The sequence below is a fragment of the uncultured Shewanella sp. genome, from assembly GCF_947495455.1.
Lineage (GTDB): Bacteria > Pseudomonadota > Gammaproteobacteria > Enterobacterales > Shewanellaceae > Shewanella.
Window position 1 is genome coordinate 1 of the sequence record NZ_CANLZC010000089.1, and the last position, 25385, is coordinate 25385.

The window sequence follows — 25385 nt, forward strand, 5'->3', positions numbered from 1 at the left end:
CCCTTTTTAACGGGTCTATTTTGAATAAAGCAAAAACGTAATGGATAGGAAGTAATATGGCTAAATCACCTTATATCAATCTTGATGATACGGATAAATCGACGAATGTGGTATGGCATCAAGCCAGTGTGAGTCATAGGGAACGTGAGGCCATGAAAAACCATAAAGCGGCGGTATTATGGTTTACAGGGCTCAGTGGCTCGGGAAAATCAACCGTGGCCAATGCGGTGGATAGGTTGCTACATCAATTAGAGTGTCACACCTATGTGTTAGATGGCGATAATGTGCGTCACGGACTCAACGGTGATTTAGGTTTTTCCAATACCGATAGAGTGGAGAATATTCGCCGTATTGGCGAAGTGTCAAAGCTTTTTGTGGATGCAGGATTATTGGTATTAACGGCCTTTATCTCGCCTTTTAAAGCCGATAGAGACTTAGTGCGTAACTTGAATAAAGGCGGGCAGTTTATCGAGGTGTTTATTGATACGCCCCTTGAAGTGTGCGAGCAGCGTGATCCTAAAGGTTTATATCAAAAGGCGCGCAATGGTGAAATTAAACATTTTACGGGCATTGATTCTGCCTATGAAGCGCCAGAAAACCCAGAAATACGCGTTGAAACGGCGGGTAAAAGTATAGAGTCTTGTGCGCAGCAAGTGGTGGATTATTTGCAGGCGCAAGGTCTCATTAACGGAGTGAAGCTGTAATGTATTGCTGCGGTTAAATTTGGTAGAGCCGATAAAAAACAGTGGATTATTTACAATCTCAAGGGCTTATTCATAAGGATAAGGTGTAGTGCATTACGATATATTCAACGGCGATGCTGGATGTCTATGGTATTGCTGGAGTTAAGGTTAGCAAAGCCGACATAAGACAAGAAACCTTGAGTTATTTTCAAGTTCAAGGGTTTATTCATAAGGTAAAATTCTTAAGGATATAAGGAAAAGGTGTAGTGCATTACGATATATTCAATGGCGATGCTGATGGCATTATCGCTTTGTTGCAATTAAGGTTGGCAGAGCCCAAACAAAGTGAATTAATCACAGGCGTTAAGCGAGACATTGACCTGCTCAATCAGTTAAGTGATCTGTTACAGCCTGGTGATACGGTCACGGTACTTGATGTGTCGATGCAAAAAAATCAGCAAGGTTTAAAAATGGCACTTGAGCATGGCGTCTCAATATTTTATGCCGATCATCATCAAAGTGGTGTCATTCCTGAGGATGAACACTTAACTGCCCATATTAACCTTGATCCTAATATTTGTACCGGACTGATTGTCGATGGCTTGTTGAAGCGGCAATACCATACTTGGGCCATAGCAGCGGCTTATGGGGATAATTTAATTAAGGTGGCTGATGCTTTGTCTCTTGATGCTGGGCTCAGCGATGAGCAAGCAGAGCAACTAAAGAGCCTAGGGACTTTAATCAATTACAATGGTTATGGAAGGTGTGTTGAGGAATTACATTTTCATCCTAAGGCATTATTTGAAGCATTATTAGATTTTCCGGATCCGTTTTTATTATTTGAAGAACCAAATTCGATTTATTATCAATTAAAAGCCTTGTTTGATGAGGATTTTGCCAATGCTTTGGCCATTGCCCCTGATTATAGTAGCGACATTGTGAGTGTGTATCATTTGCCTGATGAGCCTTGGTCGAGCCGTATTAGCGGAGTGTTGGGTAATCATTTAGCCAATAGCGCGCCGAATAAGGCACATTTAGTCTTAACGAGGCAATCGGCTCATGAGGTTATAGTGTCTTTGCGTGCACCTATTAATAATAAACAAGGGGCGGTCACTGTGTGTAGCCAGTTTGCAACGGGTGGAGGGCGAGAGGCGGCGGCAGGTATTAATGCGTTATCTATGGACTGTATTGGGCAATTAATTGAAGTCACCGAAGAGTATTATCGTGCTTAACGTACTGGTTTAAGCACTATATTTTACTGGAAATGAGCAAAGCTATGCAGTCAGCTTCATTCAAAATAGAACGACGAGTTTAACGATACCAATTCTATTATATAAGTGATCTTTCAGCGGGAATTCAACATGCTGTAGGCAAGATCGTTAATTGCTCCTGCATTAACAGACAGTCCCACCCTCCATGGCGGTCGCAGATGATTGAAGCTAATAGTTATTCTCGGCTTGGGTTCAAACGTCGCTCTACCTCCCTGAACTGATGTTTACGGATGAACAAATGTCGTGCTCACATGGATGTGAATGAACGACCATGAGGTCGTATATCGAAAGCAGCTAAGTCACATAAAGTATGTTGAAACCCGCACACAGTGAGCTTCTCAGACATTCCACTTCTGCGTTGCATTCATTTGAAAGGGGATCACCATTACAGCATAAATGCGCCTTGAATTGAAAAGCCTGAGAAACTCTGAATTGATCATCTATATAATGGAATTGGTATTACTTTCATGTTCATCTTATTTTGTTTTCATCTTTTATCCCATTCCCATCTTTTTTCCTATTCCTAATAAGTGACGTTTTTAAATCAGGCAGATTAGCATTTTATCATTTAAAATTGAGTAAGCTGAAAAGTGTTTTATTGATGAGAAAATGTGAATGGCTGTGGTTTGCAAGTGCATTAAGAAAAGGAATTTAATATGAACAGTGTCATCGAAGAGATTTACCAATCTGGCGCCGTAAAAGATAATAAAGGCAATGAGTATACTTTACATTCGGGAGTAGATAGACTCGAAGGGGATTTTCTTCATCGTCTTATCGATTCTGATGATAGTATTCGTAAGACCTTAGAAATAGGCTGTGCTTATGGCTTGTCTTCATTGCACATATGCTCAGCCTTAAAAGGTCGAGAAGGCGCTGAGCATAAAATTGTTGATCCCTTTCAGCATAAACAGTGGCACGGTATTGGGACTGAAAATTTAAAGCGGGCGGAATGTGACTTTTTTGAATTAATAGAAAAACCCTCTGAATTGGCTTTACCTGCATTGGTTGACAGTGAAGCCGGCACGTTTGATATGGTGTTTATCGATGGTTGGCATACTTTTGACCATACTTTAGTGGATCTTTTCTACGCTAATAGGTTGATTAAAGTGGGTGGATATATTGTTATTGATGATTGTTTATGGGCATCGGTGGCTAAAGCCGTTTCTTATGTTGAAAGGTATCCTGCTTATGAATTACATGAGCAATCAGCCTCTACTCAGTCTTATAAGCGCAGTATTGCTGATTTTATTAGAACAGTATTGCCTGCTCAAGTTGCAGGCTACATTTTGCCGAGATATTTATATGATAAATTTTATGTGAGAACCTTATATTCAAGTATGGTTGCGCTAAAAAAAGTCAAAGAAGATGAGCGTAATTGGGATTGGTATCAATCTTTTTAAACGTGATGCTTATTCTTAAAATCCAAGATTTAATGATATGTATCAAGTTGGCTGAAAGCGAGTAATAAAGGTTTCTATATGGGTAAAGGCATCTTTATTACTCGGCTCCCAAAAATGTGCTTGGGCTTCTTGATATGATTTTTGATAGGGACTACAACAGACAAATGATATTTCCCCCCTTTTTTCTGCATTATCTTCTTGTTTGCCCTTTGTAATGGCTTCAAACAGTGTTTCAAAAGTCTGATATTCTGGTCCCACTTTTGATATTTTCTCTACATAATCATAGTTATCGCGGCATTGCTCTTGATAGTTGGCTTTATCGAATCGATAAAAAATAATAGGGACTTGATATTGAAAGACGTCAATAAAAAGTGATGAATAATCAGTAATTAATAAATCAATCTCTTGAAGCATAGGGTAGACATCTTCCCATTGAGAAATATCAATAATATGGGGATGATGATCATATTCTGAGGCTAAATGTGCTTCATTGGGATGTAGCCTGAGTAGAAAAAGTGATTGTGTGTGAACAAGGTATTCTGACAGTGCCTGCCAATTGAAGGCATCTTGATATGGGTTGGTATCGCTAAGGTTATCTCGCCATGATGGCGTATAAAGAATGAGCTTGCTATGAGGGCTGAGTCTCGTTTTCATCATATGGAAAATAGTTTGTTTGGATTGTTTTTGTTTTGGGTATCTGGCATGGAAGTCCGTTCTGGGATAACCACTGCGTAGCAAGGCTTGTGGGGGAAGTCTAAAGGCGCTACTGAAAATAGTATCTGTTAATTGACTGGGGCTTAGCATGACATCTGGTTGAGTATATTGTTGGTGGTGCAAAAGAGATTGAAGTGGAGAGGATGTATTTTCTTTGGGGTTAAATACATGAGATAAGGGGCCATTGATAATATCAAATTCAATGCGTTTTATTGGTGTGCCATGCCAAAGGTTGATTTTGACGGCACCGTTGGCGAAATATTGATTTACATCACCGATATAACTGTTATAAAAATAATATTTAGCAGTGAGAGCATGATATATGCCTAGTAATGACCAACGGTAATAAGCTTCCATTCCTTGTTGATTGAGCTTGTTTATGAGTAACTTATCGCCGCTAATCCAAATGCTGCGAATAAAGTGTGTTTGTTGCCAATGCAGGTATAAATATTTTGCATTATCACTTAATCGATTTTTGTAGCTGCCTAAGACGGCTTTTCCCCCATCCCTAGGTGCTAGTCTTGATAATTGATATATGCACTTTGTTAATACTCCTTTTAATAAAGCACTTATCATTTTATTCCTGCTGGATAGACCTATTCATTCATCTATTGAGTGTAGCTTCAATCATTTGCGACCGCCAGATATGGTGGTAATGCATGAAGCAATTAACGACCTTGCCTACAGCATGTTGAACTCCCGCTAAAAGATCACTTATATAATGGAATGGGTATTCACCATAGCTCCCCAAACAAGAGATAAGTATTTGGCCTTTCCTTGAGTGTTTTCAAAACATTTTTCGATTAAACTTTTTTCTTCGTCAGGGGCATTGGGATCGATGAAGAGTTGAACTGGACCGAGTATGCCATATTTTGTTTCATAGACTGTGTCTTTTTTATATGCCTCAAGGCTGGATTTAGGTGCATGGCCAAATAAATCAAGTTGACCTGTTATGACGTAAATCAGTTGTGGTGTTCGAGAGAGTAAAGGTGAGGATAACGCCCATCGATAACTGTTTAACTTTTTTCCTTTATTGTCAATTAATGTTTGCTTTATGAGTGTTTTTTTTGAGTTTGACAGCAAAGTTAATAAGAAAAAAACAGGTAATAATAAGCCTGAAACCAATAATGCGATTAAAGCGATTATACGGGATAAATAGGAGACTTTTTTGACCTTTTCTTTTGGCGTATTACGTGTAATAAGGACAGGATCAGTAATACGGATACAAGAATTGTTTTTTGGAGAAATCAGTAAATCTTGGCAAATCATGGCCTCGTTTGCTTTTAAACGTGGGCCAACATAAGTATTGGGAAAAATAACACTGTTTTCTATTTCACACTTAGGTTCAATGAGGCAATTAGAGCCGATCACAACAGTTTTTTTTAGCTCAACCGAAGGGGCCATTTGGGTTGAGGCGCCGATGATGCCATTGGCATTTTGTGTATGGACTAAATTGGGGTCGGTTTTTGTCCCTATGTAAAAGCCTTTATTATTTTGATTGCGGCTAACAAATTTTCTGCCCATTGGTGTGATGTCAGGCACGGTTAAATTAGCAATATTGAGATTGGCTTGCATGATCGAATGAAAGCTATTTAACATGTAGCAATGGCCATGTAAAACTTGAGTCACACTGGGTTGAGTCGATTGATAAATACTTTCTTCGATAGCTTCATTTTGATGATTAAGGGGCCAATTAATGTCATTGGTAAAGTGCTGAGCGGCGGGCAGTAAGATTAATCCTGCCTTTTGATTATTCATTTTGGCTTGTATGAAAGCTTGGGGAATGTTTTTACTAAAATGAATGAATTTTTTTATGCAAGGACTTCTTAACATATCGCCACGGATCAGCAACAGGGACTCATTGATATCGATAGACATCTTTTTAAGAATAGATTCAGAAGATTCTTGAGATTGACTGAGAAAATAGTCTATATTTAGCCCCCATTTCTCACCATTTTTGACATGGTCTCGAATGGCGTCGACATGGTCTGAAACGACAAGTTTAATGTCGTTGATATCACTATGGAATAAGTCTTCCAAAGTATAATCAATCACAGCTTTATTGCCTATTGGTAACAAAGCTGGGCAATAGTATTCGTTCAGTGGAGCAATTTCATTACCGTGACGGTTTGCAAAAATAATGGCTTTCATAATAGAGCTTCCTTATTGTTTAGTACGCACCACGTGAAAATATGACAGCAGGTATGGTTTTGATGATTAACCATAAATCTGCGAGTAAAGATTGTTCATAAAGATAATTAGTATCCAGCTCGACTTGCTGTTCAAAAGGAATATGTGAACGGCCTGATACTTGCCAAATACAAGTGATCCCAGGTTTAACTGTCAGCCTTTGTCTATGGGTCAGGTTGTATTGTTCGACTTCTGTGAGTAAGGCTGGCCTTGGGCCGACAATTGACATCTCTCCTTTTAATACATTCCAAAGTTGTGGCAATTCGTCGATGGAGGTTTTACGGATAATTTTGCCAAAAAAAGTGATCCTTGGATCTTGTTTCATTTTAAATAGCACGCCACCTTGCATTTCATTTTTGAGTGTTTTGAGCCGTTCATCGGCATCTTGATACATAGAACGGAACTTCCACATAGTGAACGCTTGGTTGTCTTTACCTGCTCTTTGTTGCGAAAATAACACTTTGCCGGGTGATTCAAGGCGAATGAGGATAGCCGTTATCAATAACAATGGGCTGAATATGACCAGGGCACTACAAGCCACAAGAATATCGAGTGTACGTTTACTGAATTGACTTAACTGTTGAGCAATTTGATGACGTGAGCGGCTGACTTTGGCTCTTTTAGGATTGAAATCGATATTAATAATAGATTGCTCATGTTTTTTTAGGTTAAGTTTTGCTGCTTTAATTTTAATGGCTTGACGACGTCTAAAGAGGGTTGTTTCTTGCCATGCTCTAAGTAGAAATAATGGATTACCGATAATATAGCGCTTCCACATGCGCTTAGGTTCTTGCTTTAATCGATAAACCCACTCCATGCCCAGTTGTCTTACCCAAAAAGGGGCACGTTTGACCTTATTAGAATAAAAATCAAAGAGGCCACCGACGCCGATAGCGACGCCGACCTTGAGTTGTGATTGAAATCTTTGAATCCATAATTCTTGTGTCGGTACTCCCATTGCAACTAATAATACAGCGGCACCTGATTGATTGATTTTGTGAATGACTTGTTCATGTGTTGCTGTGTTATTTTTAAAGTAAAAACCATCTTGAGTGCCAGCGATGATTAATTCCGGATAACGTTTTTGCATATTTTTTGCGGTAGTTTCTGCAATACCTGGTGCGCCACCCAGTAAGAAAAGGGGTAATTGCTTCGCGGCTAATTGTTCACATAAATGTGGAAACATGTCCGTGCCATTTAAATTGTCTTGAAGTGCAACACCTTTCCACATTGATGCAAGCCGTACACCAATTCCGTCGGCATAGATCCCTTGGCACTTTTGTAGGCATTGTCTGTACTTCGCATTATGAATGCTAATGTTAAAGCAGTCTGCATTAACAAAGGCGAGTTGTTGAGTATCTTTTGAAGGGGTTTTAGCATAGGAAATAACATTATCAATTAATTCATGCATTTTGATATTAATAAGGTCAATACCAAATAATGACAGTTTAGGAATCGCCTGTTTGGGATGGTTAGTCATGGCATTGAGTAATGCGTAAATAAAGCATGTTCTTGCTAACGCGCAGCAATAGGCTGTGATGCTTCTGTATGCTTGCTTCATGGTTTTTTTCTCAGAATCAGCATTGACACCCATAATTTTATTGACACTGTAAAATGACATTAAGCCAGGCTTATTGGTGAGATTCGGTGCGGGCTCAAAGTTAAAAGAGAATTTATGACCGAGCAAACTAATATCGCCAATTAATAGGTTGATTAATTGTGGTAAGCGTTTACATCGACTCTCTCCAATGAATTGATAAAGTGCCGTTTCTTTGTTTTTCAAGCCGTGTATATAAACTAATTCGATACATTGACCATATTGCCACTTTATTTTGAACATGAGTACAATCATTAGCGGAGAACAAATAAGCAGTAAACAGGTCGCCGTGATGATGTCAATCATTCGACTGACATAAATGACTCGCTTAGGGACAGTATTGACTAATTCCATGTTGACTCCTTTGATGCATTTCATCCTGCTGGAGTACTATTAAGCATATAATATGCCAATATTTAAGTGTATGTTTATAATGTGTTTTATATTATTGTGGCGCTTTATATAGATTCAATAGAAGGATTTTTGCGTTTTGCATTGCAGTTTGCGATGGAAGTTTATTTGGCTGATAAAAGATGATCTACCTTGTCTTTTGTTCATTGGTTTTCTTGTTTTATTTTATATTTTTGAATGCGACCAATACAATAATGACCTGCTCTTTCAATGGGTTTGTATAGACTCAAAGGGATTAAATAGAGTAAGTAGGCGGCGGTGAAAGTGGCCAGTGTTCTACCTGCTTCATTTTTCATAATAGCGGGTGAAAGCGTAAGCGCTCGATTGATGAATTGCACTGCCGTTTTACCGTCGTGGCAGCGTATGGCTTGACGGGCTAAATACCTGAGTTGGTAGGCTCTGGCTTGATCTTCTGCATTTTTAAGTAAGTTAGGCGCATATTGACGTGCTTTTTTGATCATTTTTTCCCATGAGGCCAGTTGTTTGTCAAAATTTGACGACAAGCCTTGATTGTTTAAACGATAATAGGTGAGAGGAGAAGCGAGGCCTTCTATTTGCCATTGCGTGGTGGCGATAATTCTGAGCCAGCACTCAATATCTTCTGATTGTCTAAATGATTCATCAAAATAGCACCATTGCTCTGGACTGTGGACCTCTGATTTAAACGCAACTTCATCAAATGTTTGTTTTCGTATGACGGGTGCAGAGCCATTACCGACGGGATTGCGACACAGCAGATGGGCGGCATCAATGTGTGTTAATTTGGGCATTTGATAGATGTTTAATCTATTGCCTTCAAAATCCATAAATGCTGAACGAGAAAAGCTAATACCGATGTGAGGCTGTTTATCAAGATGGGCAACATGAGCATGCAATTTGTGTGAATGCCATGCATCATCGGAATCAAGAAAGGCTAAATATTCACCTTTAGCGTGGCGGATCCCAGTATTTCTTGCAGCGGCAAGGCCTTTATTCACCTCATGATTGATGATAACAAGACGTTCATCAGTAAATGTTTGACACAAGGATAAGCTATTATCTGTGGCGCAATCATTAATGATAAGTAATTCAAAATCACTGAAGTCTTGATTTAATACAGATGTGATGGCTTCACAGACAAAACTTGCGACATTGTATACAGGCATAATGACTGAAACTTTAGGTACCATTTGAGATCTCCTGATTGATCTTGGTGGCTTGATGTTTTTTACTTTGAAAAATAAGAAAAGCAGTGAAACTTGGCATGGTTAAGGCGTAGCACAATAAGCTGCCTAGAGCGATACCTTGTAGCCCCCAAATACTGGACACACTAATGGAGAGTATGAGTAAAACGGTGAGTGTAATATTGGCTTGTAAATTGAGTTTAATCTGGTTGGTACTTAATAAATATTGACTCGCCGCTTCGCCCAATGGCCTGACTAAGCCACTCAAGCACAAAAGAACAAAAATAGGTAATGCTCCTGCTGTGATCCATTTTTCTCCATATAACAAAGGTAAGTACCAAGGGGATAGGGCGGTTTGCAATGTTATGATAGGGAGTGTTAGCAGCATAATAAATTTTAATGAATGGCGAAATTTTTGCTCTAAACTTTCTTGACTTGGCTGGCAAAGGTGAGAATAGAGGGCGGTGCCATAACTTTGAATGAGGCCAAGGCTTATTCCTAAACTGGCATTAAACGCAAAAAAATAAATACCTAAGGCTTCGACGCCTAAGAAGTAACCCACTAATAGATAATCAATATTTTGCCTTAGGGCTAAAGTGATATCACTTAAGCTCACCGAAACACCAAAGGTTAGTATCGATTTTAAAGTGTAGGCTGGATGTTTCTCAGCTTGGGGTTTGATACCAAGCGGTTGAGTTTGACTGCTTGTGTATAAAGGCAAAGGGTTTTGATATCGGTGGATCCCCAGCCAAATAAAAGTGATGAGCACTTTTGGAATAATAATGGCCCAAATGCCCAGTCCTGCTAATGCCAATGTTGCAGTTAAAACGCCATCCGCTATGGTTTGCCATAAAATGGCTCTACCGACAATACGCATTCGGTTTTGGCGAAGGTTTAAGGCAACATGTCTCATACCAAAAGGCAGTAATAAATAGCTTGAAGCCATTAAAATCATAGGGAATATAATGGCACTTTCTTGGTAGTAATAGGCTAAAGGGAAACTGAGAAAGCTCATGATTGCAAATGCGATAACACTTGCCACCCAATTGATTTTATTAGCGTGACTGAGCGATTGAATAAAGTCACTTTCACTCATTTTGACTAAAGGTGCCGTTGTGAGTCGTCTAATAGGAGTGCTGATTAACTCAAAACTGGTGAGAATAATAGCGATTTCACCAAAGTTCTCGGGGGTGAGTAGTCGTGCGATAATGATACTGGAAATTAATCGAACAAACCGTCCGATGACTTGTGCTGAACCTAACCAGAATAGGCTTTTACCCAGTATTTTGTGACTACTCGTCTGTACGTTTGCGGGCCACTTCATTCCTTTAAACATGTTACTCTCTAATAGTTACTTTCTAATAGTTACTTTCTAATAGTTAATACAGGGGATGTATAAGTTAATTGGGTTTTGCTCGGGCCTGTTGACCTTTTCTGGTTAAATGATGCTCGAGATGCCCCTGTTTCCATCGCGGTGGAAGGAGTGACGCTTAGTGACCTAGAAATCATCACCAAAGTTCTACAGACCCTATGTAATATAATATTAGTTGGTTATTCATTTTCTTTATCGATTAATGCTTGTTTTTTACTCACAGCCTGTTGATGAAGCTGTTTATGTGCAATACCGATAATGATTAATCCTGGCCAATAAAGATAAGCGAGTGTTTCTAAATTCTCACCAAATGTGTATAAAAAGAGTTGCAGTAAAAAAGCGAATGCCACTTTGCCTATGACTGAGTGAAATATCGAAGTGATAAGTAAAAAAGCGCTTGCGAGCATGGGAATAGCTAAAGCAAAAGCGCCCACGATACCTTTGACAAAGAGCAGGCCATACCAAGTATGATGGGTACCTATCGGCATGTATTCTACTAAGTGTGGCCCTTTTTCGACAATGCCATGACCCCAGACTACAGCTTCATTGGCCCAACGTTGAACAGCAATATCGCCTAAGTGTTTTCTCACTCGAGTTGAACCGGCTCGTGCGGCTTTGATGGCGCCTAACAGTTGCTCTAGTTTATCAAGTATAGTGCTGCCAAAAATGCCTAAGAGCAGTAGCGAAGGACTGGCAATAAAATAAAGATAAGGTGATTTATGCCATTTAATCACGCTAAAATAGAAGATTAAGATAAAGTAACAAGCAAGTGCGAGCCGAGATTGTGAGACTAAAATCATCAGTAAACTGCCAATATAGCCGCACCAGCGATAGCTGCCACTTTTTTCTTGAGTGGCAAAGATAAAAAACATATTGGCTAACATACCTAAAGCGGGTGCCCAAGGGGTAAAGAGTCGCCATCTTGGCGTGCCGCTGCCGGGATCGATTTCATACAGTGTGACGGTGAAATATTCAGGTCCTGAACCGCCTAAAATGCGTAAAGGGGAAGTGTATAAGGTAGCAGGCAGTTTTAATACCCAAGCGAGAATAAAAAAGGGTAATAAAATTAATGTATGCTTGCAGACAATGCAGGTTGCACGATAAAGTAATTCAGGCCGTATGTTTAATGAGCCTAATAAGGGAAAAAGGGCGATTAAGGCCCAGCCTTTGGCCCATCCTATACTGGATTTAATGAGTTTGAGTATGCCCAGTTGATAATCTAAATGGCCGACGATGAGTGCAATTAACATGACAAACATGCCTATACACCAGATCTGTTGAGCTAAACAAAAGGTAAAGCGTTTATCGTTAAAGATGATTCTTTTAAGCATTCTTAGGAATAAAATCCAGCCAATAACGGGAGCGATTAAGTACATGGCACCGATTAACCAAAAAGCATAAGTCCAAATGATGCTGTGCCAGACTACTTGCTCGTCAAAATTTTTCGGAGAATAGGCTTGCGGATCCATAGCAGGCTTAATCCTATTAATATAAATACCGTTGATGCCATACCGCCAACCAGAGTCAATAGTGTAGGCAGTTTATTTGGACTATAAGGAAAAGAGGGGGGTTCGAGTAACTGAACTAAGGGGTAGGCTGAGTAAATATCGGCTTTACCTACATCCATTTTGGCTAATGCAGATGTAAAAACGGCGGTAGCCACTTGATGCTCTCTTTGCAAATCATTTAATTTCGCCATCTCATCATTGTTATCAATCAGCTTTTTATCCCACATTTTGATTTGACTTGTTAAGGAATTTAGCTCTTGTTCTAGGCCTTCAGACTCTGTTGTTAAGGTGAGTAATTGCTGTATTAACCGTCCTCGAGCATTATTGTTATCAGCGGAGAGCATAAGAATGAATTTATCTTCTTGAAAGCCTAATAAGCTTTGGCTACGCTGTCTTAATGCTTTTAAAATAGAGGCTTGCTGGCTTTTTTGATTGGTCACTTTGGGGTGTAACTCGCCATGGTGACCACTTAATTCCGCCAGATTTGCGGAAACTTCAGCATAGCTGACCAGTAATTGTTTGTAGAGCTGGTCATTTTTTAACTTTAATAAATCAGCAGCTTGTTGAGTGGTTAAGGATAAATGTGTTTCCAGTAACTTGATCCTGGCCTTTAGGCCTATGACTTTGGCTTTTAAGTTAACCTGATGATGCCTTAATCGCTCGACTGTCAGGGCAGACTCTTTAAATTGCTCAGGAGAGATGAGTCCAGCCTGTGTTTGAAATGCTAATATTTTATTATGACTGTCGCCCACTTTACTCACAAAACCATCCATACCTAGCTTGATGCTATTTTCTCTTTGTTTGACTTCATCTGTGCGTAATGTGCTGAGTAATGCTTGTAAGCTATTATAATGAGCCCAAGCTTTTTTTTGCGCGAGTTCGGGGCTAGGGGCACTAATGCTAAAATGCATAATACCAGTTTGGCTGGGAAGCTTTTGTTTGGGTTTCCCCACTTCTGAAGGGTGAAGGTTTAATTGTTTTGCTGCCGCATTTAAGATTGTCGAGGTATTGGCAATGGCTTTGTAATTTTCTCGCGGATCGATAGCGGAATTTGAATAAGGGGAACTGGAAGAACTACTGGCTTGACCGACACTTTCAAGGTTGACATTAGCCCCTGCGCCTGGACCGGGTAAAATGAGGGTCCATTGACTGACATAGCTGTCAGGAATGAAACTGATAATAGCGATAACGATGACCCATATGATTGCCAGTGATATTGCTGCAGTTTGAATATACACATGTCTTCGATGTATACGAGACATATTACTGCCATTAATGAGGGCATCTTTAATCCATAAAAATGTACGAGATTTATGCTGTGAACTTTGGAGCTTTTTTTTCATGTTCCTTTGCTCCCAATCCATTCTAATAAGGAAGCTGGAATGATAACTTCGGTGATTGTTCGAACAATTTCTCTGAAATTAGTGACACGAGAATCGTAGCAAGCAATGCTGTCACTGGGTAAAAGTACTGGGTTCATGCCCGGAATCCAAGCATGGGTAATTAAGGTGCTGATGGCGCGCTCTATGACATCGATCTCTTTGGTGAGTGGGTTTTTAGTGACAAGAATAATATGACGATCGGCATTGGTTGATTGTGCTCCCCCCACACAATTTCCTGCTACCGCAGCGCCAAGTAGACGTATACCGTATGGGAAACGCGTTGCTTGTGTATCTAATGCCGATTGGGAGTTACTGCTTGCCGGTACGGTAAGGTTAGAGATAAATACTCTTATCCCTGGAACGGTGATTTGGGAAGGCCTAACAAGCTCTTCGTCAAAATAATAATGTTCAGGAACATGAACATGATCGTTTTTAATTAAAGGGAAATAGGGGACGGGTGATCCAGTGATGACCCCTGACATATCAAAATAGTAAGTATGTAGGCCACGAGTGACACTGATTTTACTGGTATCGGCATTAGGACTGATGCCACCTGATGATTTTAATGCCTGAGCTATGCTTCTTTTTGAAGCATGATCGCCAGTATGTATATTTGAATCGTCCATGGCATCAATTTCTGATGTTCGATTAATTTGATGCTGCCCTGGTTCAAATACGGCACCTGATACAGTAATTTCAATGGGTGCCCAGCGTATGGGGGTAATGCTTATTCTCACATTATCGAAGTGAATTAACTTTTCATTGATTAATATTTGCTTTATCTCTCTTTTTAATTGGTTAATGGTTTTTTTATAGGCGTAAATGGGGTGTAAGTAGGGAAGATAAATATAACCACTGGTATCGATTTCCACTTTGGCACTGAACTCTTCGGCATTTAACATTTTGATATTGAGTCTATCGCCGGTTGACAGCAGGTGGTGTTGTCGCAAAGGAGGCTGAAGTGTGCTATTGAGATTACGTTGTGCACTGTGAGAATATTTGAGCTTGTTCCTTTGGGATTGGCGATGTGCATTTCTCAGGTAAGGAATATCATCTGCATAGTAATGGCATTCATGTACATTGACGTTATTGGCATTGGGCTCACAAATATCACTCATTTGAGGTGTTGCTGGTGTGACGCAAGCGGTTACCATAAAGCCAAGTATAATGATAGCAAAGAGAGGAAGAAGCTTGCTGCTTGATTGATAATACAGATAATGACGCCACATAAAGACTGTCTTATTAATTACTGGCTTTGGGTAAAGGACCACAAATATAGTTGATGGCTTCTGCTTGATCTTCATAAATATGGAAAACTTGATGTAATCGCGTCAGTTCAATTAATGCTCTTACGCCATCTGAAGGAGACAGTAAAACCACTTCTCCATCTTCTTCTTGCGCTTGCTTCAGAGCTGAAATTAAGACAGATAGGCCACTTGAATCAATAAATTCCACTTGATGTAAATCCATAATGAGACGGGTGACACCAGATTGTACTTGCTTAAGAATGGCGGCTCTTAATGTCGGCGTTTCTGTCATGAGCATGGCTTTGGGCAAAGTGATAATACAAGCGTTACTTTCTTTTAATGGAGTGAATTGCATTGAGCTATCCTTCTTTTTAGTCTTAATGAGATCAGTAGATCAATGTATAAGTGCATAGTTAAGTGTCGATGAATAAGGTAATAACATTTAACGTGTTTTCAATGTTTAAATATAGCTAGTCTTTTACCAATATGAGTAATTTATTTTTGTTTATTACCTCGGTTGTGCTTGTTTTCATTTTTATTCTCTATTAAGTGTTAATCGTAAATGTGTGCCTGAGACTGTAGGTTGATAATTAACGCTATCCATCCATTGACGTAATATCCATAAACCGCGTCCTGATGTTTCCTTGTTATCGGGACATTCATCTGGAATGGTTAACTGAGTAAAGTTAGCATCATCGAGAATATCGATAATGACTTCATGTGTATCACAATGGATAATGAGTATGACTTTTTTAAGGCTATCATCAGTATGTTCAATGAGGTTTGCCAACACTTCCATAATACAAGTGATGATTCGGAATGTTTGCTGCTCGTTCACATGAGGTTTTAAAAATTCATTAACTTTATTAGATACTTGAATTTGATCGATGTTCGATTTATCTAAGTTTATTTGAAGGTTAAACATAATCTTGCCTTTTCTGATTATCATGTATTGGAGAAATAATCATCATTGATATGTCATCTTGTAAAGAATGTGATTGCCATAAGGTAATGGAGTGCTGGATATGTTGAATAAGCTGCGAACCAGACAGAGCACTGGCGGCACGGCACAATTGACACAGACGTTCTTGACCAAACATACCATATTGAGGATGGACACACTCATAGAGGCCATCGGAATAAATGAGTAACTTTTGTTTTTCATTTAACGAAAAATCTTGGTAGTGGTATTGGTTTTTCTTGCTGACACCTATTGGCAATTGAGCCGCTACTTTCATAAATTGGGCATCACCTTCATTAATCATGATGGCATCAGGGTGACCCGCATTGGTTATTTTTACTGAGTATGTTTTTGTATTTAATATGCCTAGCATTAAAGTAGCAAATCGCCCCATAGATTCAGGATCTTCAAATTCCCTATTGAGTTCGTTAACAATGAGTGAGGGATCCAATTTATTCCAAGGGCAACGATCGCTAGCGAGCCTTTGTGCTAAGGTAAAGCTTTGCATCGAAGCGGCGATACCATGGCCTGTGACATCCAGTAGATAGAATCCGATGTGGTCATTATCGATATTAAAACATTGAAAAATATCCCCAGCGAGATCGGCGGCGGGTTGGAAATAGGTGGCAATTTCCCAGTGTTCATTAAGTTGTGTTGAGTGGGGCAATAGTGCTTGCTGTAATCGAGCTGCACTACTTAAATCCTGTTGAATTTGTTTAAGGTAGGCTTGTTCATTTTCAAGCATGGTTTGTAGCTGTTCATTTTTTTTTCTTAACTCTTGTTGCATAGAGACGAGACGAATAGCGGCTAATATTTTGACTTTTAATATATTTGCTCTATAGGGTTTAGCAATATAATCATCTGCTCCTGACTCTATACCAGTAATCGTATCTTCATCTTCACTGTTACTGGTTAGCATGATGATGTAAGGGGCATTGGGTCTTTTTTTGAGTTGTTGGCATAATTCTGGCCCACTCATTTTAGGCATGTGCCAATCTGTGATCACAATATCTGTCGGTGTTGAGTTTAACTTTGATAAGGCTTCTTTCCCATTCTCGGTACTGGTAATCGTTAACCCCATTGATGTCAGCAATGCTGTAAGCATGCAGCGCTGGCTCATCGAGTCTTCGACAATGAGAATAGAAATATGTTTAAAGGCTGGAACAGGATCACTGGAAGCCATTGTATTTCCGTCACCTAACTGACCTTATTTAACCATAGCAATGAATTGTCTTTTTTGTGGCTTTTCGTTCTTTTTTTTGAGTTTTTTGTGTTTTTCAATTCAGAATGTTTGTATTCGCGAAGAAGGAGGATCTTGCTTATACTGATAAAGTATCACGAGTATTACTGAGTACAATTTTTTACATTGACTTCTTACATTAACTCTTTGCTTATGGATAAGAACAAGATTGCATTATCGTGCTGAAATTGATGGATTAAGGGCTATCGCTGTTTTACCCGTTATATTATTTCATGCTGGGTTTCAACCTTTCAGCGGTGGCTTTGTTGGGGTTGATGTTTTCTTTGTGATCAGTGGCTATTTGATCACGAGTATTATTCTTACTGAACTCGATAAAGGCCATTTTAGCCTTATTACCTTCTATGAACGTCGAGCTAGGCGTATTTTACCCGCGTTATTTTTTGTGATTTTGGTTTGCACTCCTTTTGCTTGGGCATGGTTTATGCCCATGGACTTACAAGACTTTGCCCAAAGTGTCGTTGCTGTTTCAACGTTTTCATCCAACATATTATTCTGGCTTGAAAGTGATTATTTTGATACTGCTGCAGAGCTTAAGCCCTTGTTGCATACTTGGAGTCTTGCCGTTGAAGAGCAATATTATATTCTTTTCCCTCTTTTTTTAATCTGGACTTGGCGTTTAGGTTCACGTTGGATTTTGCTTTTATTATCCATCATTTTTATTGCTAGCCTGATTGCAGCACAGTGGGGAGCCTATCATGCACCAAATGCAACTTTCTACTTATTGCCTACACGTGGGTGGGAGTTGATTTTAGGCGTGTTTGCGGCTTTCTTTTTTCATCATTATAAGACGATGAATGTGGCTCAATATATTCAGAATATAATGAGCTTAGTGGGAATCGCACTTGTCATTTATGCTATTTTTTTCTTTGATGAAACGGTGCCCTTTCCAAGTGTTTATACTTTAGTGCCAACGCTGGGAACTTTGCTCATCATTTTATTTGCACAGCAAGGTACCTTTGTACATGCATTGTTGAGTGTAAAAGTGCTGGTGGGAGTGGGATTGATCAGCTACAGCGCTTATTTATGGCATCAACCTTTGTTTGCCTTTGCTAAATATTTAAGCTTCACTGAGCCTCCTTTGCTATTGATGCTGGGATTATCTATTACCTCAATTCTATTAGCTTATTTAAGTTGGCGTTTTGTAGAGATGCCCTTTAGAAATAAGCAGAAATATAATCAAAAAACGATTTTTACAGCGGCTATTGTGATGAGTAGCGCCTTTTTGGCTAGCGGTTTTTATTTCAGTATTGATGGGCGTTTTTCTGCTGATAAGCAATTAATGGTCAAGGCTTATCGAGCAGATAATCGAGTTTCACAGCTGGCCTCTTGGAATTGGCTCAAAGAAAGGACACAGAGTCAAGAATATGATGTGACGGATAATGCATTTGATCATACTATATGGTTTGACTTAAGTGATCCTAGGCAAGGTTTGTTGATTGTGGGAAATTCTCATTCAAAGGATATTTATAATGTTTTAACAAGCAGTGAGGTGGCGAATAAACACTTTCAAATTGCACGTTTTGGTACTGAACTCAATACACTTAAGGCTGATTTTTATGACACACCGAATTATCAAGCATCACATATTGTTATGTATGTCTCTCAATATAAACCTAAGGACTTAATGGTTTTTGATAAGCTGATAAAGCGTGCAATTTTAGATGGCAAGAAAATCGTCTTTGTTAAAAATATATATGAATTTGAAGAGTTTGGAAGACGTACCTATGCTGATTTTTTGTTTAATTTATTATTGGATGAAAAAGGTGAAGCGAATATTACGCGTGAAGATGCGATTAAAATTAATCAAAAACATTTCGAACAATATATGCACCGTGATAGAAAGCAACTCCATAAACAATCAGATAGTGTATTAAAAAAACTCAAACATTATTATGCAGACTTGATTGTATTAGACAGAATGGATTATGTTTGTGATAAAAAAAGTCGAATTTGCTATGCCATGGGCGAGGATTTTCAAAAGTATTTCTATGATTATGGTCACCACACACTAGAGGGCGCTGTATTTTTTGGTGATCGAGTGGATGAGGTAAATTGGCTGGCGCCTCTCATTCATTGACTTAGATTAGTATTACTCGATTTTTTGTTCGCTTCTTAAATTGGTGAGTGTGTTATTAATTAAGGTACTTGAAGTGCCTTGAGTGTAAGGAAAATAAATCACTTGGCAATTAACTGAGGTCAGCTGGTTTTCATATTCTTGCCATTTTGGCGTGTCATACCAATCGTCACCGACAAATAAAAATTGAGCGTGATTTTTCTTGGCGGCAGAGACTTTATCCATATTATTTTGTGGTATGGCCACATCGACATATTGGCAAGCTCGCACAACTTCAATGCGTTCATGATAAGGAATGACGGATGTTTTTCCTTTATACATGACCAGTTCATCTATGGTGACGCCTACGATTAATTTATCGCATATTGCTTTGGCATTTCTTAATAAATTAACGTGTCCGACATGAAATAAATCATATACTCCACTTGTATATCCTATGATCATTGCAGCACCTTTAAGTTCTCGTCAAACCAAATTTGATAGGATTGTTTCCCTTTTTCATGTTTAAAAATAGCGGTGAGGTCCACGGGAAAACCTATTTTGTTTTCATAGGCAAATTCTTGGCCTTTAAAAGGCGCGATAAGCTGCCTCAAAGGCATTTTTCCCAGTGTTTTACCCATTAATACTTGGGGAGACATTTTTACTGCTATGTTGAATGTATGAATATTCGCAAGCGGCTCTCTGCCCTCAATACCGGCGGCCATGAGTGAAAAATCCAGTCGACGAAATAAGATAGGAAGGTGGTAACGAATGAAAAACCATCTTACGGCTTCAAAGGTATTGGGAAAGGAGTGACCATTGAATAATTCGACAATATTTTGGTAAAAAAGACTGTTTTTTTCTGGTGTTGAATAGCAATAAAGTGCAATGAATTCATCAATATTAAAGTGTGGCGATGAATATGCCCATTGATAAATTCTATCATAGCCGCCAAAGAACTCATCTGCACCTTCTCCAGATAAGAGCACTTTCATTCCATCTTGCTTGGCGATGCGTGCTATTTTTGCAAGTAATACTTCATTGGGAACCGACATAGGTTCGCCGCGCAAGTGCAGTAAATCATTAAATTCATCTCTGTAGGCTTCATGTGTACAGTTTTGAATGGTTAAATTGTGGATCTGTTCCGATTTAAGGTATTTAATATCACCATCACCGATAAAACCAATACTATAATATTGATTAAACTCGCCTAATTCTTTTAATAAATGGCTGTCAATACCTCGACTGAGCAATAATCCAATTTTAGCATCTGAAATCATTCTGGATTGAATGCCTGTTAAAATGGCTGTTTTTAATTCATATTCAGTGACTTCCCTGTATTCTGCATTAAGGTGGTCAAGAGGATTAAAGTATTGACCATTGATGAGGCATGTTCCTGGTGGAAGTTGAGTGACATTTTTAAAGAAAGAACCTGAAAAGAGCGGCGCTCTTACAATTTTATACTCATCAATGGCATTAGGATTAACATTGAGTTTAAAGATTTTCTGTAAGGTATTAGGCTCTGAAGAGATAGTAATGTACTCTTCTCTTTTATAAAAAAATAAGGGTTTAACGCCAAATTTATCACGAACACAATGGATCATTTCTCCAACTTTATTGATATATACAAAGGCAAAAAAGCCATCGAGCTCATTAATGTTCAGTTTATTTTGAGCAACTAAATCACTTAATAATAATGTGTCACTGGCATAGTGAGCGTTAAAGTATTTTTTGCCTAAGTTTTTATAATTTAATATCTCACCGTTAAAAACGAGTAAACCGCCATGATCATCAAGAACGGGTTGATTGGCGGTGCTATGAATATCAATAATAGACAGCCTTGAGTGATAAGCTTGCCATTGATGAAATTGAATCAAGCCTGAGGTGTGATCAGGTCCACGAAAAGCGAGCGTTTCTTCGATGGTGTCGAGTTGGTTGGCGTTTATTAAAGGATCGTTACTAATAAATATTCCACACATAAAGTAGGCCTTTACTGGTGTCTTGTTTATCCTGTTTTCTTGTTATGGCGTTTTCTCTTATTGCTGGATCCATATAATTGGACTTTTTCGTATTGAAACAATTTAAAGCAACTAGACTTAATAATAGTCATTGTTACTCTAGTTACAATTATGATAACCAAAAAACAAATCACTTCAATAGCGGTTGTTGATGAAGTTTCTCTTTTGAATAAGGAAGTTTTAGCTGAGTTAGTTGACATGGTGGGACAGAAATCAATGTCCAAAATGTTGCAGGTTTTTCTCATTGAGTTAGAAGAGGGCTTAGCGATATTGAATCAATTTCTTGTATCAATGAAAGGTGAGGGGTTAGAGGCTGATCGAGAGGAGAATTTTAATGGGGTCGCGCTTCAGGCTCATACATTAAAAAGCTGCGCAGGCAGTTTTGGCGCGTTAGCATTATTTGAAGCCGTTAAAGGATTAGAGCAATTGGCTAAGGAAAAGAACCTTGAGCGGGTTGAACAACAAGTTGTTAAGGTGAATGAGTTGTCGCGATTAACAGAAAATGAATTGAAGCAGTATGTTATGGAAAGTGATTAGGGCCTGTTGAGTTTTGATGGTTAAATTATGTCCGAGATAAACGTGTTTTAATCGCGACGGGAGGGGTGACGCCTAGTGATCTAAGCCCTCTTTCTTTAACAAAGAGGCTCCCAACAAAGAGTAAAACACGTTTAGCCGGCTCCTACGGACAGCGTTTGTGGCTCCTTTCTACGGCGTTGTTTATGTAGAATAACTACACCACACAAGCTCTGCCTTGTATAAATAACCCACAAACTGCTGCAGAAATCATCACCAAAGATCAACAGGACCTTGTGACTGTTTATTAGGTATGAATATGCATAAAAAAAAGTCTTTTAGTGCACTTATCATTGAAGACAGCATGTCTTTGGGCGCGCTGTATACGGAATATTTAAGAGCGGAAAAAGGAAGCGTCACCCATGTCAATTATGGTAGTGATGCATTGAATGAATTAACGCAATGGCAGCCCGATATTTTGCTTTTAGATATTCAATTACCGGATATGTCTGGAATGGATATTTTATTTCATGTTCGAGAACATTATCCTGATGTGACAGTCATTATGATCACGGCCCATGTCAGTGTGGATATTGCAGTTGAGGCGATGAGGGCGGGGGCATTTGATTTTTTGATTAAGCCTTTTGATGCGAAAAGGTTGTCATTTATTGTACGTAATGCATTGAAAGAAAAAAGTTTATCTAATTTAGTCTCCAAGTATGAAAATAGTTTACCTAAAGCACACTATATGGGGTTTATTGGGGACTCTCTTTTGATGCAAGCTGTGTATCGAACTGTCAGTAATGTGGCAAACAGTAAAGCGTCAGTGTTTATTACGGGGGAAAGTGGTACGGGAAAGGAAGTGTGTGCGCAAGCGATTCATCAAGCCGGTAATCGATGTGATGAAGCTTTTGTGGCATTAAATTGTGCATCTATTCCGAAAGATCTCATTGAAAGTGAAATCTTTGGACATACCAAAGGTGCGTTTACCGGGGCGATTTCTCATCGAGATGGTGCGGCGAGTCGTGCTCATAAGGGCACACTTTTTTTAGATGAAATTTGTGAAATGGATTTAGCACTTCAAAGTAAGTTACTGAGGTTTATTCAAACGGGCGTATTTCAGCGAGTGGGTGGCGTGAAAGAAGAAACTGTGGATGTGCGTTTTGTGAGTGCAACCAATCGTGTACCTTGGGAAGAAGTGAAAGCAGGGCGCTTTAGAGAAGACCTATTTTATCGACTGCATGTGATCCCTATCGAATTACCGCCTCTTCGCGACCGAGGTCGAGATATCATATTGATTGCTGATCATTTCATTAAGGAGTGTAATAAAGAAGAGGGCAAATCTTTTACAGGCTTTAACGCTGAAGTTTCCAGTATTTTTCAAGAATATGATTGGCCGGGTAATATTAGACAATTACAAAATATCATCAGGCAAATGGTTGTGTTAAACGAGGGAGCAGTGATTGATGCGAGTATGTTACCTAATGAACTTTTAAAAGTAAAACAAACCCTTGAAGAAAGTGCTATTACGCCTTTAAATCACTTAGCGGTAGCAAATGACGACAATTCAAAGATCCAGTTTCAATCAGGGAATGAAGAAGCCGATATAGATGAGGAGACTATTTTACCTCTGTGGTTATCGGAAAAACAAATTATTGAAGCGGCCATTGAGATATGTGAGGGTAATGTCCCCAAAGCTGCGTCATTATTAGAGATCAGCGCTTCGACGATTTATCGCAAGCGGCAGAGTTGGGAAGAGTTTGAAAAGAACCCTTGCAATTCATAAAATGATAAAGTGCAAGGGTTGTAAGTTATGGGGAGAGCCCTGATAAGGGATTAATGAGCTTTATTTAAAAACTACGGCCCCAACCGGCATAAATGGTTGTTTCCCAGTCATGTCCACCATTGGTGACATATTGGCTATAGCCAAGGGTGCCGCCTACTTTTAAGGTACCCTTATAAAGGGGTCTGTGGTAACTGGTATCGAATTGATACATACGCTCGTACTGATCCGGTGACACTTTATTGCCGCCATCAGGGTGTGAATTATCAATGCCGTCTACATTTAATCTTAACCAACGCAATTTGTTGGTAATATTTTGATTGTCACCTAACTGAGTTATGGCACCTAGTACTAAGGTTTCTGAGTCATTATCGTAAGTACTGCCAATGCTTCTGTCATAATAGCGGTACCCATCTTGATAGAAACCATGTTCATACATGCAGTTATAAGCATTGGAGTCGACACCACATGCAACTTTAGTGTCGGTATATTCAAGGAAAAAGCGAGTATTTAGTTGAGTAATAAACACATCGACCCCCCCCATGTTAGCGGCGTTGATGAGTCTCATTTTTTCTGTATGAAAATCTTCATGGATACGCTCATAATAAATGCCATAAGGGATCCCAAAGGCGGTGTCTGACCACCGGAAATCATATCCTGCTAACATGTTTTCCTGACCGTTATTCAAATCTTTTTCGTTTTGTCCGCCGTTGGATAATCCATCCCACCAATCACTAAGACTATTACCATAGCCTTCGCCGCCCCATTGCATGGCCCAAGAAAGGCCCACTTCTAACTTAGAAATGGGTCTCAGTGTTGCTCGAGTACGCCAAAGCTTAGTGTCAGAAATATAACGATCACCTTCGAGCTGTCCCATGCTAGCCACATAAGTCCAAGGGCCAATCCAATTAAGCCAAGGTGTTTCAAAAGCATGACTGTTATTACGTGTTAAGCTAATACCGGGAATGGGTCTTGCGTTCGTGGTTTGAATAAGACCTGTATCCCAACCTGGACCCCAATACATTTGCTGTACGCCAGCACTAACAATCCAATTACCTAACATGACGGCGGCAAAGCTATTATCTAAGCGTGCGCTATTGCCATCAATGGGATCAACATGGTAACTCGCAGAGAGTCTTCCACTAAACCAATCTTTAGTGATATTGGCATTGACAGTTAATTGGCCTTTATCCCGATAATCTTGACCAAAGCCAATAAAGCGTGTTGTATCAGATGCTGCTGCAATTTCAACACTCGTATCAATGGCTTTTGTGTCTTTTTCGTAAGCTTGGTTGACGCGTTCATAGGCTGCCGCTTGCTGGGGAGTCAGAGTGTTGACATTGGCTTTATCCATGTCTTGTTTTAAGCCTGCCCACATGAGGGGGTAGGTAGTGACAGGCTGAAGAATAATGCCTGTGTCGGCTAAGAGTTGAATATCGGCTCTAAGGGCCAGATCATCTGGCTCAACCCACCATGTAGCTTGTGCAGAATGAATGCTTAAAAGTAGGATCCCTGATAATAATTTAAATTTCATTTGTGTCTCAATGGTTAATGCTGACAGTATGTTAAGTGCTTTTTGTTTGCGCAGTAGTATATAGGAGAAATGTATTTTATAGAAAAGATAAAAATGTGATATAAATACGACTTTTGTATAATTGGCTGTTTATTTTTTGCTCTTTTTAAGATATTTACCTTTTATTACAATGAGTTTTTATATTGACTGAATAATGACTTTTGCTTGCTTGTATCAGGATTTAGCTATAGGGGTATAATACCAATTTCATTATATAAGTGATCTTTCAGCGGGAATTCAACATGCTGTAGGCAAGGTCGTTAATTGCTCCTGCATTAACAGACA

General features: G+C 39.2%; 20 protein-coding genes. 6 read left to right on the top strand and 14 right to left on the bottom strand.

Annotated elements, in window-relative coordinates; translation table 11 throughout:
• The first annotated feature begins 56 nt into the window (after positions 1 to 56).
• From cysC to Q0791_RS18890, 3 genes are all read left to right on the top strand, one after another.
• On the top strand, positions 57 to 704 hold the full coding sequence (gene cysC, locus Q0791_RS18880) for an adenylyl-sulfate kinase (protein ID WP_299009793.1): 648 nt from the start codon (positions 57 to 59) through the stop codon (positions 702 to 704).
• Between the two features lie 245 nt (positions 705 to 949).
• Positions 950 to 1915 carry a DHH family phosphoesterase gene (locus Q0791_RS18885; RefSeq protein ID WP_299009796.1) on the top strand — a complete coding sequence of 322 codons (966 nt, stop codon included), beginning with the start codon at positions 950 to 952 and terminating at the stop codon, positions 1913 to 1915.
• A gap of 695 nt (positions 1916 to 2610) precedes the next feature.
• Entirely contained in the window at positions 2611 to 3354 is a 744-nt protein-coding gene (locus tag Q0791_RS18890) for a class I SAM-dependent methyltransferase (RefSeq protein WP_299009799.1), read from the top strand.
• A gap of 42 nt (positions 3355 to 3396) precedes the next feature.
• Here Q0791_RS18890 and Q0791_RS18895 read toward each other — a convergent pair whose 3' ends face one another.
• From Q0791_RS18895 to Q0791_RS18945, 11 genes are all read right to left on the bottom strand, one after another.
• Entirely contained in the window at positions 3397 to 4644 is a 1248-nt protein-coding gene (locus Q0791_RS18895; RefSeq protein WP_299009801.1) for a CDP-glycerol glycerophosphotransferase family protein, read from the bottom strand.
• A gap of 138 nt (positions 4645 to 4782) precedes the next feature.
• Positions 4783 to 6219 carry an NDP-sugar synthase gene (locus Q0791_RS18900; RefSeq protein ID WP_299009804.1) on the bottom strand — a complete coding sequence of 479 codons (1437 nt, stop codon included), beginning with the start codon at positions 6217 to 6219 and terminating at the stop codon, positions 4783 to 4785.
• Between the two features lie 19 nt (positions 6220 to 6238).
• On the bottom strand, positions 6239 to 8209 hold the full coding sequence (locus Q0791_RS18905) for a WecB/TagA/CpsF family glycosyltransferase (protein ID WP_299009807.1): 1971 nt from the start codon (positions 8207 to 8209) through the stop codon (positions 6239 to 6241).
• Positions 8210 to 8409: 200 nt separating this feature from the next.
• Complete coding sequence (locus tag Q0791_RS18910; protein WP_299009810.1) at positions 8410 to 9435, bottom strand: glycosyltransferase family 2 protein; 1026 nt, start codon at positions 9433 to 9435, stop codon at positions 8410 to 8412.
• The gene (locus tag Q0791_RS18915; protein ID WP_299009814.1) at positions 9425 to 10765 is read right to left on the bottom strand and encodes an oligosaccharide flippase family protein; all 1341 of its coding nucleotides are present in this window, start codon (positions 10763 to 10765) and stop codon (positions 9425 to 9427) included. The genes Q0791_RS18910 and Q0791_RS18915 overlap by 11 nt, the downstream gene beginning before the upstream one ends.
• 215 nt (positions 10766 to 10980) lie before the next feature.
• Entirely contained in the window at positions 10981 to 12270 is a 1290-nt protein-coding gene (locus tag Q0791_RS18920) for an O-antigen ligase domain-containing protein (RefSeq protein WP_299009817.1), read from the bottom strand.
• The gene (locus Q0791_RS18925) at positions 12225 to 13652 is read right to left on the bottom strand and encodes an exopolysaccharide biosynthesis protein (RefSeq protein WP_299009819.1); all 1428 of its coding nucleotides are present in this window, start codon (positions 13650 to 13652) and stop codon (positions 12225 to 12227) included. Before Q0791_RS18925 ends, Q0791_RS18920 begins: the two co-directional genes overlap by 46 nt.
• Entirely contained in the window at positions 13649 to 14920 is a 1272-nt protein-coding gene (locus Q0791_RS18930; protein ID WP_299009822.1) for a polysaccharide biosynthesis/export family protein, read from the bottom strand. Before Q0791_RS18930 ends, Q0791_RS18925 begins: the two co-directional genes overlap by 4 nt.
• Before the next feature lie 13 nt (positions 14921 to 14933).
• A complete protein-coding gene (locus Q0791_RS18935) occupies positions 14934 to 15293 on the bottom strand; it encodes an STAS domain-containing protein (protein ID WP_299009824.1) in 360 nt (119 codons plus the stop codon).
• Between the two features lie 180 nt (positions 15294 to 15473).
• Positions 15474 to 15863, bottom strand: a complete 390-nt coding sequence (locus Q0791_RS18940; RefSeq protein WP_299009826.1) for an ATP-binding protein — start codon at positions 15861 to 15863, stop codon at positions 15474 to 15476.
• Positions 15856 to 17082: a SpoIIE family protein phosphatase gene (locus Q0791_RS18945; RefSeq protein ID WP_299009828.1), complete on the bottom strand. Its 1227-nt coding sequence runs from the start codon at positions 17080 to 17082 to the stop codon at positions 15856 to 15858. Before Q0791_RS18945 ends, Q0791_RS18940 begins: the two co-directional genes overlap by 8 nt.
• 226 nt (positions 17083 to 17308) lie before the next feature.
• Between Q0791_RS18945 and Q0791_RS18950 the strand changes: the two genes are divergently transcribed.
• Positions 17309 to 19237 carry an acyltransferase family protein gene (locus tag Q0791_RS18950; RefSeq protein ID WP_299009830.1) on the top strand — a complete coding sequence of 643 codons (1929 nt, stop codon included), beginning with the start codon at positions 17309 to 17311 and terminating at the stop codon, positions 19235 to 19237.
• A 12-nt stretch (positions 19238 to 19249) separates the two neighbouring features.
• Here the strand turns inward: Q0791_RS18950 and Q0791_RS18955 are convergent, their stop codons facing one another.
• Positions 19250 to 19678: an adenylyltransferase/cytidyltransferase family protein gene (locus tag Q0791_RS18955; protein WP_299009832.1), complete on the bottom strand. Its 429-nt coding sequence runs from the start codon at positions 19676 to 19678 to the stop codon at positions 19250 to 19252.
• Complete coding sequence (locus tag Q0791_RS18960; RefSeq protein WP_299009834.1) at positions 19675 to 21192, bottom strand: asparagine synthetase B; 1518 nt, start codon at positions 21190 to 21192, stop codon at positions 19675 to 19677. Before Q0791_RS18960 ends, Q0791_RS18955 begins: the two co-directional genes overlap by 4 nt.
• A 150-nt stretch (positions 21193 to 21342) precedes the next feature.
• On the opposite strand from Q0791_RS18960, the gene Q0791_RS18965 reads away from it, so the two are divergent.
• Positions 21343 to 21768 carry an Hpt domain-containing protein gene (locus Q0791_RS18965; protein ID WP_299009835.1) on the top strand — a complete coding sequence of 142 codons (426 nt, stop codon included), beginning with the start codon at positions 21343 to 21345 and terminating at the stop codon, positions 21766 to 21768.
• A 295-nt stretch (positions 21769 to 22063) separates the two neighbouring features.
• Positions 22064 to 23530, top strand: a complete 1467-nt coding sequence (locus Q0791_RS18970; RefSeq protein WP_299009836.1) for a sigma-54 dependent transcriptional regulator — start codon at positions 22064 to 22066, stop codon at positions 23528 to 23530.
• Between the two features lie 64 nt (positions 23531 to 23594).
• On the opposite strand, the gene Q0791_RS18975 is transcribed toward Q0791_RS18970, so the two are convergent.
• The gene (locus Q0791_RS18975) at positions 23595 to 25061 is read right to left on the bottom strand and encodes a capsule assembly Wzi family protein (protein WP_299009838.1); all 1467 of its coding nucleotides are present in this window, start codon (positions 25059 to 25061) and stop codon (positions 23595 to 23597) included.
• Between the last annotated feature and the right edge of the window lie 324 nt (positions 25062 to 25385).

Bases quoted from the DNA above. Each gene is read 5' to 3' on its own strand.
- Q0791_RS18975 (WP_299009838.1), bottom strand. From the start codon at position 25,061: ATGAAATTTAAATTATTATCAGGGATCCTACTTTTAAGCATTCATTCT.
- Q0791_RS18960 (WP_299009834.1), bottom strand. From the start codon at position 21,192: ATGTGTGGAATATTTATTAGTAACGATCCTTTAATAAACGCCAACCAA.
- Q0791_RS18930 (WP_299009822.1), bottom strand. From the start codon at position 14,920: ATGTGGCGTCATTATCTGTATTATCAATCAAGCAGCAAGCTTCTTCCT.
- Q0791_RS18890 (WP_299009799.1), top strand. From the start codon at position 2,611: ATGAACAGTGTCATCGAAGAGATTTACCAATCTGGCGCCGTAAAAGAT.
- Q0791_RS18915 (WP_299009814.1), bottom strand. From the start codon at position 10,765: ATGTTTAAAGGAATGAAGTGGCCCGCAAACGTACAGACGAGTAGTCAC.
- Q0791_RS18965 (WP_299009835.1), top strand. From the start codon at position 21,343: ATGATAACCAAAAAACAAATCACTTCAATAGCGGTTGTTGATGAAGTT.
- Q0791_RS18910 (WP_299009810.1), bottom strand. From the start codon at position 9,435: ATGGTACCTAAAGTTTCAGTCATTATGCCTGTATACAATGTCGCAAGT.
- Q0791_RS18940 (WP_299009826.1), bottom strand. From the start codon at position 15,863: ATGTTTAACCTTCAAATAAACTTAGATAAATCGAACATCGATCAAATT.
- Q0791_RS18935 (WP_299009824.1), bottom strand. From the start codon at position 15,293: ATGCAATTCACTCCATTAAAAGAAAGTAACGCTTGTATTATCACTTTG.
- Q0791_RS18945 (WP_299009828.1), bottom strand. From the start codon at position 17,082: ATGGCTTCCAGTGATCCTGTTCCAGCCTTTAAACATATTTCTATTCTC.
- Q0791_RS18905 (WP_299009807.1), bottom strand. From the start codon at position 8,209: ATGGAATTAGTCAATACTGTCCCTAAGCGAGTCATTTATGTCAGTCGA.
- Q0791_RS18895 (WP_299009801.1), bottom strand. From the start codon at position 4,644: ATGATAAGTGCTTTATTAAAAGGAGTATTAACAAAGTGCATATATCAA.
- Q0791_RS18955 (WP_299009832.1), bottom strand. From the start codon at position 19,678: ATGATCATAGGATATACAAGTGGAGTATATGATTTATTTCATGTCGGA.
- Q0791_RS18970 (WP_299009836.1), top strand. From the start codon at position 22,064: ATGCATAAAAAAAAGTCTTTTAGTGCACTTATCATTGAAGACAGCATG.
- Q0791_RS18925 (WP_299009819.1), bottom strand. From the start codon at position 13,652: ATGAAAAAAAAGCTCCAAAGTTCACAGCATAAATCTCGTACATTTTTA.
- cysC (WP_299009793.1), top strand. From the start codon at position 57: ATGGCTAAATCACCTTATATCAATCTTGATGATACGGATAAATCGACG.
- Q0791_RS18920 (WP_299009817.1), bottom strand. From the start codon at position 12,270: ATGGATCCGCAAGCCTATTCTCCGAAAAATTTTGACGAGCAAGTAGTC.
- Q0791_RS18900 (WP_299009804.1), bottom strand. From the start codon at position 6,219: ATGAAAGCCATTATTTTTGCAAACCGTCACGGTAATGAAATTGCTCCA.